This is a genomic window from Curtobacterium sp. P97 (assembly GCF_023712445.1).
In the GTDB taxonomy this organism is placed as follows: domain Bacteria; phylum Actinomycetota; class Actinomycetes; order Actinomycetales; family Microbacteriaceae; genus Curtobacterium.
In genome coordinates, this window is record NZ_JAMAYF010000001.1 from 306,590 (window position 1) to 318,817 (window position 12,228).

Consider the following 12,228-nt stretch of genomic DNA (forward strand, 5'->3'; position numbering starts at 1 on the left):
CCTTCGGGTCCGGGCCTAGAGGAACGGCAGGTAGAGGGCGACGCACAGCACGAGCGCGACGGTGCCGAGCAGCGCGGGCGAGCGGTACCAGGCGGTGTCCGTCGCGACGGCACCGGCGGTCATGTCGATCTTGCCGACGCCGTACACCAGGCCGCCGAGCTCCGACACGTCCTTCGGCTTCGTGGCGAGCGAGACGAGCACGCCGACGACGAGCACCGTGACGAACGAGATGATCGCGCCGTACATCGTCTCCGCCGTCGCCGTCGAGAACAGCGACGGGTTGACGAGGTACGCGATCCAGGTGATCGTCGGCGTCACGATGCCGAGCACGTAGCCCCAGAGCGCGCCCTGGGTGGTCATCCGCTTCCACAGCAGTCCGAGGATGAAGACGCCGAAGAGCGGTGCGTTGAAGAACGAGAACAGCGTCTGCATGTAGGTCATGATGTTGCCGGCCTGCGCGGCGAGGAACGCCGTGCCGATGCCGACGACCACGCCGACGACCGTGACCCAGCGACCGGTCTTCAGGTAGTGCAGGTCGGGCATGTTCGGCTTGATGTACCGCTGCCAGATGTCGTACGTGAAGACGGTGTTGAACGAGGAGACGTTCGCCGCCATGCCCGCCATGAACGAGGCGAGCAGACCCGTCACCGCGATGCCGAGCACACCGGTCGGCAGGTACATCTGGATGAGCTTCGGGATCGCGTCGTTGTAGGTCAGCTCCCCCGAGGCGAACTGGTTTCCCACGACGGCCGCCGCGATGAGCCCCGGCACGACGACGATGAACGGGATGAAGAGCTTCGGGATCGCCGCGATGAGCGGGGTCCGGCGGGCTGCCGACATGTTCTTCGCCGAGAACGCGCGCTGCACCTCGGTGAAGTTCGTCGTCCAGTAGCCGAAGGAGAGCACGAAGCCGAGGCCGAGCACGATGGCGAGCCAGTTCGCCCCGATCGGGTTCGTGACGTCGCCGATGCCGGTGCCCGTCCAGGCCTGCAGGTGCTGCACGCCCTGCGTCTCCTTGATCGCCTCGGTGAGGCCGCCCCAGCCGCCGACGCGGTGCAGGCCGACGATCGTCAGCGGCACGAGGCCCGCGATGATCACGAAGAACTGCATGACCTCGTTGTAGATCGCGCTCGAGAGCCCGCCGAGGGTGATGTAGGCGAGCACGAACGCGGCGGACACCAGGATCGCGAGCCACTCCGGCCAGCCGAGCATCGCCTCGATGACGATCGCCATGGCGTAGAGGTTGATGCCGGCGATGAGCACGTTCGACACCGCGAACGCGATCGAGTTCACCAGGTGCGGCGCCTTGCCGAAGCGGCGGAGCATGAACTCCGGCACCGACCGGACCTTGGACCCGTAGTAGAAGGGCATCATCACGAGCCCGAGGAACACCATCGCGGGCACGGCACCGATGAGGTAGTAGTGCAGCGTCGCCATGCCGATCTGCGCGCCGTTCGCGGCCATGCCGAGGATCTCGGTCGCGCCGAGGTTCGCGGACACGAACGCCAGGCCCGTGATCCAGGCCGGCATCGAGCGGCCGGACAGGAAGAAGTCCATGCTCGTCCGCACCTGCTTGCGGGCGGTGAACCCGATGCCGATGACCACCGCGAAGTACACGATGATCATCAAGTAGTCGACCCAGCCCAGTTCGAGCCGGATCCCGTTGGTCGCCGCAGCGAGAACCATGCGATCTCCACATCAGTGTGTTGCAGTCGGCAACTGCGCCGACCCGAGCGGGAACGTTACACCGCGATGTGACCGTTCACATAGCTCGCGCATCCGTCGCCGTCGCTGCAGCCCCGCCGCTCGGTAGGCTCTCCCCATGAGCGAGCCGGTCACCGACACCACGACACGCCCCCGGCGGATCCTCGTCCTGAACGGGCCGAACCTCGACATCCTCGGGCGTCGCGACCCGGCACAGTACGGCACCGTGACGCTCGCCGAGCTCGAGGCGATCGTGCACACCGAGGCGGCGGTCCACGAGCTCGAGGCGGACTTCCGGCAGACCAACCGCGAGGGCGAGCTCGTCGAGTGGCTGCACGAGGCGCTCGACGACTTCGTCGCGGTGGTCATCAACCCCGCCGCCTACGCGCACACCTCGGTCGCGCTGCACGACGCGGTCGAGGCACTGAGCGTCCCGGTCGTCGAGGTGCACCTCTCGAACACGTGGAAGCGCGAGCCGTTCCGGCACGTCGACCACGTCGCGACCGCGGCGACCGCGGTCATCGCCGGTGCGGGCGCCGACGGATACCGCCTGGCGGTCGCCCACGTCGCGTCACTGGTGGCCGACCCGACCGACTGACGGCCTGGAGGCGCGGCACCCGCCCGCCACGCGCCTCCCGTCCGCCCCGCGTCCAGACGTGCCGTCCGTCCCGTCCGTCCCGTCCCGTCCCGTCCCGGTGAGGTTCCGAACGGGCGATGTACGTCACGGTCGCGATCGACCGTGACGTACATCGCCCCCTCGGCGGACGACGCGCGGCGTGTCGTGCCCGCTCGGCGGCGCGACCGGCGGCGCGTCGTGCGACCGCGAGCGGCGGGCGGGCGGCGGCTAGAAGTCGGCGGGACGGCGGACGTCGTCGGCGCCGACGGCGGCGAACCCTCCGCGGACGATCGGCAGCGCGCGCCGGACCGCCTGGTCGATGCGCAGCTCGAGGTCGACGCTGGCGATGTCGTACCCGCCCTCGCGCTTGGTGAAGTCGCGCTCGTTCCCGAACACGCCGAGCGGCAGGGTCGTCGACTGGAAGAAGCCGAACAGCGGCCGCATCTGGTGCTCGACGAGCAGTGCGTGCCGGTCACTGCCGCCCGTGGCGGTCAGGAGCACCGGGGTGTCGACGAGGTCGTACTGCCCCACCCAGTCGAAGAAGAGCTTGAAGGCACCGGAGTAGGCGGCCCGGAACGCCGGGCTGCCGACGACGAGCACGTCCGCTGCCTCGACGGTCTCGAGCGCTCGCCGGGTGCGGTCCGACATCGCCTCGCGGGAGGGCGCGGCACCGAGGTCCGCGAGCAGGGGTCCGATCTCGACCTGTGCGGTCCGGGCGTCCGGCAGGTCCTCCGCCATGCGCGCCACGGTCGCCCCGACCAGGGTCGAGGTGCGCGAGGGGTCCGATGGGCTGCCGCTGACGCCGACGACGAGTGCTCCGTCCATGCGGTCGATGCTCACACGTCGTTCGAGGGCCCGTCCGGGTGTGACGACTTGTGTCGCCCACCAGCACGCGCGGGTACCGTCCGGGTGATGCAGACGTTCCTGCCGTACGCCGACTTCCGCGCCTCGGCCGAGGTCCTCGACGACAAGCGACTCGGCAAGCAGCGCGTCGAGACCCTGCAGGTGATGCGGGCGTTGACCCTGCCGGACTACGGCTGGCAGCACCACCCCGTCGTCGCCATGTGGCGCGGGTACCGCCCGGCGCTGATGGCCTACCAGGACGCGACGTGCCGGGTGTGGCTCGAGCGCGGGCACGCCGACACCTGCCTGGAGAAGACCCTGGCCGACCTCGGGCTGGTCCCCGAGGACCTGGTCGCGTACGAGCGCGGCGACTTCGCGGTGCCCGCGTGGAACACCGACCCGGCGGTGCACGCCTCGCACCGGTCGAAGCTCGTGCAGAAGGCGCCGGAGCACTACCGACCGTTGTTCCCCGACGTACCCGACGACCTGGACTACGTCTGGCCGGGCGTCCCCGAGCCGCCGGCACGCTGACACGCTCACCCCCGGGCACGACGACCGGGCGGCCGCCGCTCGACGGCGGGACGGCAGCTGCGCGGCCGTTCGACGCCACCGCGACCCGTCGTGGACTGACAGGGGGTGCGGCGCCGGTCAGGGTCCGGCGCCGCGTCCACGACGGGCGCGGCGGCCGCTCGGGCACGACGACAGGGGATGTCGTGTCCGGCGCCGGACGCGGTCAGGGGTTCTGCGTCCGGTCATGAGCACCGCGGGCCCCGGGGGGACGGGACCGCGCGGTGCTGGCCTCGGGTGGTGGGTTCCTCAGAGGTGTTCGGTGTCTCCTCGGTACCGGTCCGTCTCGCTAGGGGCGGGCATGGCCCGACGGAGTGCCGCGGTGCCGACCGTCGGGAGCAGGGCACTCACGACGGTGGCGAGTGCCCCCACGGTCGCGATGGCGCCGAGCGGGGCGGTGCCGAGGTCGTGCTGCGCGGCGAGTGCGATGGCGACCACGGTCGCGGGTGCCGGCAGGAGCTGGACCGCACGGAAGGGGACCTCCTGTCGGCCCCGGGTGGTGATCGCGTTCGCCATGGCTCCATGGTGACGGACGATCGCTGTCCGCAGAAGGGGGGACATCACCCCCAACTGTGGAGTAGAACGTCTAGTACACTCAGCTCAGGCGCCGAACCGCGGCGACCGACTCGGCGACCGCCCGCACCACGACGGCCACGTCCTCGTCCGTGAGCCCGTCGTCGAACGTCAGTCGCAGGGCCGTGCGCGCGGTGTCCTCCGACAGCCCGAGGGCGGTGAGGACGTGTGAGGCCTCGGTGCTCCCCGCGGCACAGGCGCTCCCGGAGGAGGTCACGACGTCGCGCTCCTCGAGTTCGAGCAGCACGGTCTCGCCGTTGACCGCCGGCGGACCACCCGGCACCGCCGGGAAGCAGAACGACGCGTGCCCCGGGAGCCGACCCGCCCCGCCCTGCGCCGACCCGACCGGCGCCGCCCCGGTCAGCACGGCACCGAGCACCGACGCCAGCACGCCCTCGACCACGGCGTCCCGGGTCACGGTCGCACGGGCGGCAGCGGCGTCCCGGGTGCCCTCGACGAGCGACACCGCGGTGGCGAGGGCGACCGCTCCGGCGACGTCCTCGGTCCCCGACCGTCTCCCCCGCTCCTGTCCCCCGCCGTGCAGCAGCGGCTCGAGCGGTACCCCGCCCCGGACTGCCAGTGCACCGGTGCCCTTCGGTGCGCCGAGCTTGTGCCCGGAGAACGACAGCGCGTCGACGCCGAGCCGGTCGAGCCCGAGGGGCAGCCACGGAGCGCTCTGCACGGCGTCGGTGTGGAACCGGGCCCCGACGCGGTGCGCGACCGCCGCGAGGGCCGGGAGGTCCTGCACGGTGCCGACCTCGTTGTCGGCGTGTGCCACCGAGACGAGCGTGGTGTCCGGACGGACGACCCGCGCGAGCGCCTCGGGCGTCACGGTCCCGTCGCGTTCGACCGGCACGAGCGTGACGGTGAACCCGTGGTGGCGCTCCAGGTACCGGCAGCTCTCGAGCACCGCCTCGTGCTCGATCGCGCTCGTGACGACGTGCCGGCCGCGGGGTGCCGCGAGCGCGATGCCCTTGACCGCGGTGTTCGCACCCTCGGTGCCGCCGGTGGTGAGGACGACCTCGCCCGGACGGCACCCGAGGAACCGGGCGATCGTCGCCCGGGCGTCGGCGAGTCCCCGGGCGGCCGCCTCGCCCACCCCGTGCGTGGACGACGGGTTGCCGAAGACGCCGGTGAGGTACGGCCACATCGCCTCGAGCACCTCGCGGCGGACCGGGGTGGTCGCGGCGCGGTCGAGGTAGAACACCGGGTCAGCCGCCGGTCACGTCGACGTCGAGCCCGAGGTCGAGCGCCCGCGCCGAGTGGGTGAGTGCGCCGACGGAGACGACGTCGACCCCGGTGCGCGCGATCGCGCCCACCGTGTCGAGCGAGACCCCGCCGGAGGCCTCGACGAGCGCACGGCCCGCGACCAGCCGCACGCCCTCGACGAGCTGCTCCGGCGTGAAGTTGTCGAGCATGATCGTGTCGACACCGGCCGCGACCACGGGTTCGACCTGGTCGAGCCGGTCGACCTCGACCTCCAGGTGGACCGTGTGCCCGAGCCGACCACGGGCTCCGCGGACGGCGTCGCCGATCGCGGTGCCGCCGGCGAGCAGCACGGCCAGGTGGTTGTCCTTGGCGAGGACGGCGTCGGACAGCGAGTTCCGGTGGTTGTGGCCACCGCCGCAGCGCACGGCGTACCGCTCGACGGCCCGGAGGCCCGGAGTGGTCTTGCGGGTGTCGACGATCCGTGCGCCCGTCCCCGAGACGGCCGCGACGTACCGCGCGGTGACGGTCGCGATGCCGGACATCCGCTGCACCAGGTTGAGCCCGACCCGCTCGGCGCGCAGGACCGAGCGCGCAGGGCCGTGCACCGTGGCGAGGACCTGTCCGGCGTCGAAGGGCTCGCCGTCGGCCAGGTGCAGCTCCGTGCGCACCGTGGGGTCGACGGCGTGCATCACGGCGGCGAACACCGCGCCGCCGGACAGCACGCCGGGTTCGCGGGCGGCCAGGGTCGCGGTCGCGCGGGCGTCGACGGGGATGAGCGTCTCGCTCGTGACGTCACCCCACGGAGCGTCCTCCTCGAGCGCCGTCTCGATCACGCGACGCAGGGCGTGCGGCGGGATCGTCCCGGGGTCGGCTGCGGTGGTGGTGGTCATGCGGGGACTCCCTGCTGGACGGGCGCGGTGCTGCTGGACTGCGCGGTGCTGCTGGACTGCGCGGTACTGCTGGTCGGGACGGAGGCCGGGGCGCTGCCGCGCCGGACGGCGCGGACCCACCCGCTCGACACCGGCGCGGAGGGATCGGTCTCCGGGTGGTCGGTGCGCGCGTGCGACCCGCGCGACTCGGTCCGGGAAGCCGCCGCGAGCGCGGTGACCCGCGCCAGGTCGAGCAGGGCGCGGTCCTCGTGGTCCCGCACGGTGCGCGCCACCGGCGACCGGAGCGCAGCGAGCGCGCGACGTGCGGCGGCGAGTCCGTCCGCGTCCCGGAGCAGGCCGACCCGCTCCGTCATCTCGGTCTGGACCGCCTGCCGGAGGTCGGTGGCACGGTCCGGGTGGGCGGTGCCTCCAGGCCGTCCGCTGCGGTCCGTCCCGTGCGGCGTCGATCCCGGCACCCCTCCGTCCGGCCGGGAGGCACGGTGCGGCTCCGCCTCCGTGCCCACCTGGTCGTCGGGCACGGTGCGCACGGGCAGGGCCGCGTCGCCGCGCAGGCGCAGCTGCGCGGGTCGTGGGGCACCGATCGCGTCGGCGGTCCGCACGCCGAAGACGAGCCCCTCGAGCAGGGAGTTCGACGCGAGTCGGTTCGCGCCGTGGACGCCGGTGCATGCGGCCTCGCCGACGGCGAGCAGTCCGGGGAGGCTGGTGCGCCCCTCGCTGTCGGTGGCGATCCCGCCCATCGCGTAGTGCGCCGCCGGGGCGACCGGCACGCCCTCCCGCGTCCAGTCGAAGCCGGCCGCGCGGGTCGCGCGGGTGAGGCCGGGGAAGCGTGCGACGAGCCGGTCCGCGCCGAGCCCCGTGGCGTCGAGGAGCACGGGGGCGCCGCCCTGGTCGCGGACGGCGGCCGCGATGCCGCGGGCGACCACGTCGCGCGGCGCCAGCTCGGCGTCCGGGTGCACGGCGCTCATGAAGCGTCGTCCGGCGGCGTCGCGCAGGACGGCACCCTCGCCGCGGACCGCCTCGGAGACGAGCCCACCGTCGGGCACGGCCAGCCGGGTCGGGTGGAACTGGACGAACTCCAGGTCGGCGAGGACGGCCCCCGCCCGCCAGGCCGCTGCGACGCCGTCGCCGGTCGCGACCAGCGGGTTGGTCGTCTCGCGGTACAGGTGGCCGGCGCCCCCGGAGGCGAGCACGACCGTGTCCGCCTCGATGCGTCGGGGCTCGCCGAGCAGGTCGAGCACGTCCACACCGACCACCGCTCCGTCCCGGACGACCAGGTCGGTGAGGCAGGTGCGCTCCAGGACCGTGACGTGCTGCCGGTGCAGGGCGGCGACGAGCGTGCGCTCGACCGCGGCGCCCGTGGCGTCGCCGTCGGCGTGCAGGACGCGCCAGCGACCGTGCGCGGCCTCGCGCCCGCGTGCCAGGTCGTCGCCGTGGCGGTCGAGGGACGCGGGGTCCGACGTCCGGTCGAACGGGACGCCCAGCGCGAGCAGGTCCCGCACCCGGGCGGGCCCGTCGGCGCAGAGCAGCGCGACGGCGCGCGCATCGGCCCCACCGACGGCCGCGACGTGGGTGTCGTGCTCGTGCAGCGCGACGGTGTCGTCGGCGCCGAGCGCGACGGCGATCCCGCCCTGGGCAGCGGCGGTGGCGCCGTCGGCGAGCCCGCCCTTCGTCACCAGGGTGACGTCGTGGCGGGCGCTGGCGCGGATCGCGGCGGTGAGCCCGGCGATGCCGGACCCGACGATGACGACGTGCACGGTGCGGTCCCCGGTGTCCTCGCGCGGGGCCGTCAGCCGCGGGGCTTCGCGGCGAGCATGCGCTCGAGCGCGACCCGGGCGTCGGCCTGCACGTCGGCGGGCACCGTGATCTCGTTGAGGACCTCGCCGCGGACGAGTGCCTCGAGCACCCAGGCGAGGTAGCCCGGGTGGATCCGGTACATCGTCGAGCAGGGGCAGACGACGGGGTCGAGGCAGGTGATCCGGTGCTGCGGGTACTCGGCCGCGAGCCGGTTCACCATGTTGATCTCGGTGCCGATCGCGAACGAGGTCGGTTCGGTGGCGGCGGCGACGGTCCGGCGGATGAGGTCGGTGCTGCCCGCAGCGTCCGCGGCATCGACGACGGCCATCGGGCACTCGGGGTGCACGATGACCTGCACACCGGGGTCCTCCCGACGGGCCTGGTCGATCTGCTCGACCGTGAACCGGCGGTGCACCGAGCAGAACCCGTGCCAGAGGACCACCTGCGCGTCGAGCAGGGTCTGTGCGTCGTTGCCGCCGAGCGCCTTCCGCGGGTTCCACATGGGCATGCGGTCAGTGCTGATCCCCATGGCCTTCGCGGTGTTCCGCCCGAGGTGCTGGTCGGGGAAGAACAGCACGCGCTGCCCCCGCTCGAACGCCCACTCGAGCACGGTCGCCGCGTTCGACGACGTGCAGACGATCCCACCGTTCCGGCCGCAGAAGGCCTTGAGGTCGGCGGCGGAGTTCATGTACGTGACGGGGATCACCGGCACGCGGCCGTCGGCGTCGGGCTCGGTGCCGTACACGGCGGCGAGCTCGGCCCAGGCCGCCTCGACGCTGTCGATGTCGGCCATGTCCGCCATCGAGCACCCGGCGGCGAGGTTCGGCAGGACCACACGCTGGTCGTCACGGGCGAGGATGTCCGCCGTCTCCGCCATGAAGTGGACGCCGCAGAACACGATGGCCTCGGCGTCGGGCCGGGTCAGGGCGGCGTTCGCGAGCTGGAACGAGTCGCCGAGGAAGTCCGCGTGCCGGACGACCTCGTCGCGCTGGTAGAAGTGGCCGAGCACGACGACCCGGTCCCCCAGCGTCGCCTTCGCCCGCTCGATGCGCTCGTGGAGTTCCGCGTCGCTCGCGGTCCGGTACTCGTCGGGGAGCTGCCCCTGCCGCGGTGCGGAGGTCGGGATGACGTCGGACATCGACGAGCCGGGGCCGTAGCCCGGGCGGCTGTCGAAGTCCCAGGTCGGCGCGGCGAGGTCGGGGGTGCAGGTGCTGCCGTCGGCCTTGCCGTTGGAGATGAGCTCGATCGTGGTGGCGATGGACACTGTGGTTCCTATCGGTTCTGCGGGTGGTGCTGCCGGGGGTGGGCGGGCTGCAGCGGGCCGTTGTCCGCGTAGGCCAGGTCGGGGTTCGAGCGGTACAGCCGAGCCGGGCGGTGCCGGTCACCGCTCGTGGTCTCGTCCGTCGCGATGACGGCGTCGGACTGCGCGACCTGTCGACGGAAGTTCGCGGGGTCGAGCGTCCGCCCGAGCACGGCCTCGTACACCCCGCGCAGCTCGGCGAGGGTGAACCGGTCCCCGAGGAACGCCTGCGCGATCCGCGAGTACGACACCTTGTTGCGGAGCCGCCAGAGGGCGTAGGCGACGATGTGGTCGTGGTCGAACGCGAGTGCGGGGTGCTCGTCGGCCAGGAACCAGCGGACGTTCCAGTCGTCGGGGACGGACTCGGCCTCGTCGGGGTGGACGAGCGCCCAGTAGACGATCGACACCACGCGGCTCGGCGAACGGTCGACGTCGCCGAACGCGTACAGCTGCTCGAGGTACCGCGGCTGCACGTTCGTCGTCTCGCGCAGGCGCGCCGCGGCGGAGTCCTCGAGCCCCTCGTCCGGGCCGACCCAGCCACCGGGCAGCGCCCACGACCCCTCGAACGGATCGGCGACACGGCGCACGAGCGGCATCCACAGCGCCGGGGCACCGGTGTCGGGGTGCGGGCGCAGGGCGACGATCACGGTGGAGACCGCGACGCGGATGCTGGTGGGATGTGTTTGTGTCATGATGACTCGAAGTGTTCGGGTTGCAATGACACTATCAGGCGGTTCACGGAACCGGAACAGCGCCGTAACGTGCAGGGTCCCCGACGTGCCTACATTGGCGCCATGACGACGGTGACGAGGGTGCACGCCGTGGTGTCCGGCTCGGTGCAGGGGGTCGGCTTCCGGTACTGGACCGCACGCAAGGCAGACGGGCTCGAACTCGACGGGTACGCCAGGAACCTGTTCGACGGGACCGTCGAGGTCGAGGCCGAGGGGCCGTCCGAGGCGGTCGAGGCCCTCATGGCGTTCCTCCGCACCGGTCCGCCGACCGCCACGGTCACCGACGTCGCCCGACGCAGCGTGGTCCCGCACGGCGACGGCGACGGGTTCGCGATCCTGCGCTGACCGCGCTCGGGGTGGACCTGTTCACGAGGACGACACACGGAAGCGGAATACTCGGATCCGTTCAGGCGGTTGCCCTGTCTGCGCGATCCGCGCGCCCTCGTCCTCTCCGCCGTACTCCCCCGTCACTCCCCAGGAGCCCCGCATGACCCAGGCCGTCGATTCCGCCCCGCGCACCGGGAGCGTCTCGCAGCCCTCCGCCGGCGAGACCAGACTCGTGATCGGGCTGCTGCTCGTCTCCGCGTTCGTCGTCATCCTCAACGAGACGATCATGGGCGTCGCGCTCCCCCGGCTCATGGAGGACCTCGACATCTCGGCGGCCACCGGGCAGTGGCTCACCACGGGCTTCCTGCTCACCATGGCGGTGGTGATCCCGATCACCGGGTTCCTGCTCCAGCGCTTCAGCACGCGCCAGGTCTTCATCGCGGCGATGGCGCTGTTCAGTCTCGGCACGCTCGTCGCCCTCGCGGCACCCGGCTTCCCCGTGCTGCTCGTCGGCCGCATCGTGCAGGCCAGCGGCACCGCGATCATGATGCCGCTGCTCATGACGACCGTCCTCAACCTGGTCGAGCCCGCGCACCGCGGCCGCATCATGGGCAACATCTCGATCGTCATCTCGGTGGCGCCCGCCGTCGGCCCGACCATCTCGGGCCTGATCCTCAACGCGTTCTCGTGGCGCTGGCTCTTCGGGTTCGTGCTGCCGATCGCCGTCGCCGCGCTCGTGCTCGGCGTGCTCAAGGTCCGCAACGTGACCACGCCCCGCCGCGCGCCGCTCGACGTCCTGTCGGTCGTGGTCTCCGCCGTGGCGTTCGGCGGGATCGTCTTCGGGCTGTCCAGCTTCGGCGAGGCCGGGTCGACCGGGCCGCTCGTCCCCGTCCTCGCCCTGGTCGTCGGCTTCGCGGCACTGGCGTTCTTCGTCGTCCGGCAGACCCGCCTGCAGCGCACCGACAGCGCCCTGCTCGATCTCCGGACCTTCCGCACGAAGGGCTTCACGGTCCCGATCGTCGCGATGGGCATCAGCTTCATGGCGATGTTCGGCACGCTGATCCTGCTGCCGATCTACCTCGAGCGCGTCCTCGGGCTCGAGGTGCTGACCGTCGGGCTCCTGCTCCTGCCCGGCGGCCTGATCATGGGGCTGCTCTCCCCCGTCGTCGGCCGCATCTACGACCGCCGCGGCCCCCGCGTGCTCCTCGTGCCCGGGTCGATCATCATCAGTGCCGTCCTCTGGGCGCTCTCCACGGTCGGGGTCGACACCAGCGTGTGGTTCGTCCTCGGCGCCCACGTCGTGCTGAGCATCGGCCTCGCGCTCACCTTCACCCCGCTCTTCACCGCCGCGCTCGGTGGCCTGCCGCCGAAGCTGTACTCGCACGGCAGCGCGGTGCTCGGGACGACGCAGCAGCTCGCAGGTGCCGCGGGCACAGCGCTCTTCGTCACGCTCCTGACGATCGGTACGGCCACGGCGGGAGCCGACGCGGACGCCGCCGGGGTCGCCGCCGCGACCGCCTCGGGCGTGCAGACCGCGTTCCTGGTGGGCGGCGTCATCTCCCTCGTCGGCATCCTCACCTCGGCGTTCGTCCGCCGCCCGGCGACGCCCGAGGGCGCACCCGCCGGCGCCCCCGCGATGCACTGACCCGCAACACCACCGGACCGCGCCGACGG

General features: G+C 72.6%; 12 protein-coding genes. 4 read left to right on the plus strand and 8 right to left on the minus strand.

All coding sequences use genetic code 11. The features are described from left to right. Positions 1-15: 15 nt before the first annotated feature. The gene (locus M3677_RS01425; protein WP_251159601.1) at positions 16-1,686 is read right to left on the minus strand and encodes a sodium:solute symporter family protein; all 1,671 of its coding nucleotides are present in this window, start codon (positions 1,684-1,686) and stop codon (positions 16-18) included. Between the two features lie 136 nt (positions 1,687-1,822). On the opposite strand from M3677_RS01425, the gene aroQ reads away from it, so the two are divergent. Continuing rightward, positions 1,823-2,302, plus strand: a complete 480-nt coding sequence (gene aroQ, locus M3677_RS01430; RefSeq protein ID WP_209685021.1) for a type II 3-dehydroquinate dehydratase — start codon at positions 1,823-1,825, stop codon at positions 2,300-2,302. A 246-nt stretch (positions 2,303-2,548) separates the two neighbouring features. Here the strand turns inward: aroQ and M3677_RS01435 are convergent, their stop codons facing one another. After that, a complete protein-coding gene (locus M3677_RS01435) occupies positions 2,549-3,145 on the minus strand; it encodes an NAD(P)H-dependent oxidoreductase (RefSeq protein WP_209685020.1) in 597 nt (198 codons plus the stop codon). A gap of 87 nt (positions 3,146-3,232) precedes the next feature. Between M3677_RS01435 and M3677_RS01440 the strand changes: the two genes are divergently transcribed. After that, positions 3,233-3,694, plus strand: a complete 462-nt coding sequence (locus tag M3677_RS01440; RefSeq protein WP_209685019.1) for an MSMEG_6728 family protein — start codon at positions 3,233-3,235, stop codon at positions 3,692-3,694. Between the two features lie 285 nt (positions 3,695-3,979). On the opposite strand, the gene M3677_RS01445 is transcribed toward M3677_RS01440, so the two are convergent. From M3677_RS01445 to M3677_RS01470, 6 genes are all read right to left on the minus strand, one after another. Continuing rightward, positions 3,980-4,246 carry a hypothetical protein gene (locus M3677_RS01445; protein WP_251159602.1) on the minus strand — a complete coding sequence of 89 codons (267 nt, stop codon included), beginning with the start codon at positions 4,244-4,246 and terminating at the stop codon, positions 3,980-3,982. Positions 4,247-4,325: 79 nt separating this feature from the next. After that, positions 4,326-5,510 (minus strand): cysteine desulfurase family protein, encoded by a 1,185-nt coding sequence (locus M3677_RS01450; RefSeq protein ID WP_251159603.1) that lies wholly within the window; start codon positions 5,508-5,510, stop codon positions 4,326-4,328. A gap of 4 nt (positions 5,511-5,514) precedes the next feature. Then, positions 5,515-6,402 (minus strand): carboxylating nicotinate-nucleotide diphosphorylase, encoded by an 888-nt coding sequence (gene nadC / locus M3677_RS01455; protein ID WP_209685017.1) that lies wholly within the window; start codon positions 6,400-6,402, stop codon positions 5,515-5,517. Continuing rightward, a complete protein-coding gene (locus tag M3677_RS01460; protein ID WP_251159604.1) occupies positions 6,399-8,156 on the minus strand; it encodes an FAD-binding protein in 1,758 nt (585 codons plus the stop codon). The genes nadC and M3677_RS01460 overlap by 4 nt, the downstream gene beginning before the upstream one ends. 32 nt (positions 8,157-8,188) lie before the next feature. Further along, positions 8,189-9,460 carry a quinolinate synthase NadA gene (nadA, locus tag M3677_RS01465; protein WP_066655365.1) on the minus strand — a complete coding sequence of 424 codons (1,272 nt, stop codon included), beginning with the start codon at positions 9,458-9,460 and terminating at the stop codon, positions 8,189-8,191. Positions 9,461-9,468: 8 nt separating this feature from the next. Then, the gene (locus M3677_RS01470) at positions 9,469-10,188 is read right to left on the minus strand and encodes an NUDIX domain-containing protein (RefSeq protein ID WP_066655366.1); all 720 of its coding nucleotides are present in this window, start codon (positions 10,186-10,188) and stop codon (positions 9,469-9,471) included. Positions 10,189-10,290: 102 nt separating this feature from the next. On the opposite strand from M3677_RS01470, the gene M3677_RS01475 reads away from it, so the two are divergent. Both M3677_RS01475 and M3677_RS01480 read left to right on the plus strand, forming a co-directional pair. Next, the gene (locus M3677_RS01475; protein ID WP_066655367.1) at positions 10,291-10,572 is read left to right on the plus strand and encodes an acylphosphatase; all 282 of its coding nucleotides are present in this window, start codon (positions 10,291-10,293) and stop codon (positions 10,570-10,572) included. 142 nt (positions 10,573-10,714) lie between these two features. Continuing rightward, positions 10,715-12,199: an MDR family MFS transporter gene (locus tag M3677_RS01480; RefSeq protein WP_209685014.1), complete on the plus strand. Its 1,485-nt coding sequence runs from the start codon at positions 10,715-10,717 to the stop codon at positions 12,197-12,199. Positions 12,200-12,228: the final 29 nt, after the last annotated feature.

Bases quoted from the DNA above. Each gene is read 5' to 3' on its own strand.
- M3677_RS01425 (WP_251159601.1), bottom strand. From the start codon at position 1,686: ATGGTTCTCGCTGCGGCGACCAACGGGATCCGGCTCGAACTGGGCTGG.
- aroQ (WP_209685021.1), top strand. From the start codon at position 1,823: ATGAGCGAGCCGGTCACCGACACCACGACACGCCCCCGGCGGATCCTC.
- M3677_RS01435 (WP_209685020.1), bottom strand. From the start codon at position 3,145: ATGGACGGAGCACTCGTCGTCGGCGTCAGCGGCAGCCCATCGGACCCC.
- M3677_RS01440 (WP_209685019.1), top strand. From the start codon at position 3,233: ATGCAGACGTTCCTGCCGTACGCCGACTTCCGCGCCTCGGCCGAGGTC.
- M3677_RS01445 (WP_251159602.1), bottom strand. From the start codon at position 4,246: ATGGCGAACGCGATCACCACCCGGGGCCGACAGGAGGTCCCCTTCCGT.
- nadC (WP_209685017.1), bottom strand. From the start codon at position 6,402: ATGACCACCACCACCGCAGCCGACCCCGGGACGATCCCGCCGCACGCC.
- M3677_RS01470 (WP_066655366.1), bottom strand. From the start codon at position 10,188: ATGACACAAACACATCCCACCAGCATCCGCGTCGCGGTCTCCACCGTG.
- M3677_RS01475 (WP_066655367.1), top strand. From the start codon at position 10,291: ATGACGACGGTGACGAGGGTGCACGCCGTGGTGTCCGGCTCGGTGCAG.
- M3677_RS01480 (WP_209685014.1), top strand. From the start codon at position 10,715: ATGACCCAGGCCGTCGATTCCGCCCCGCGCACCGGGAGCGTCTCGCAG.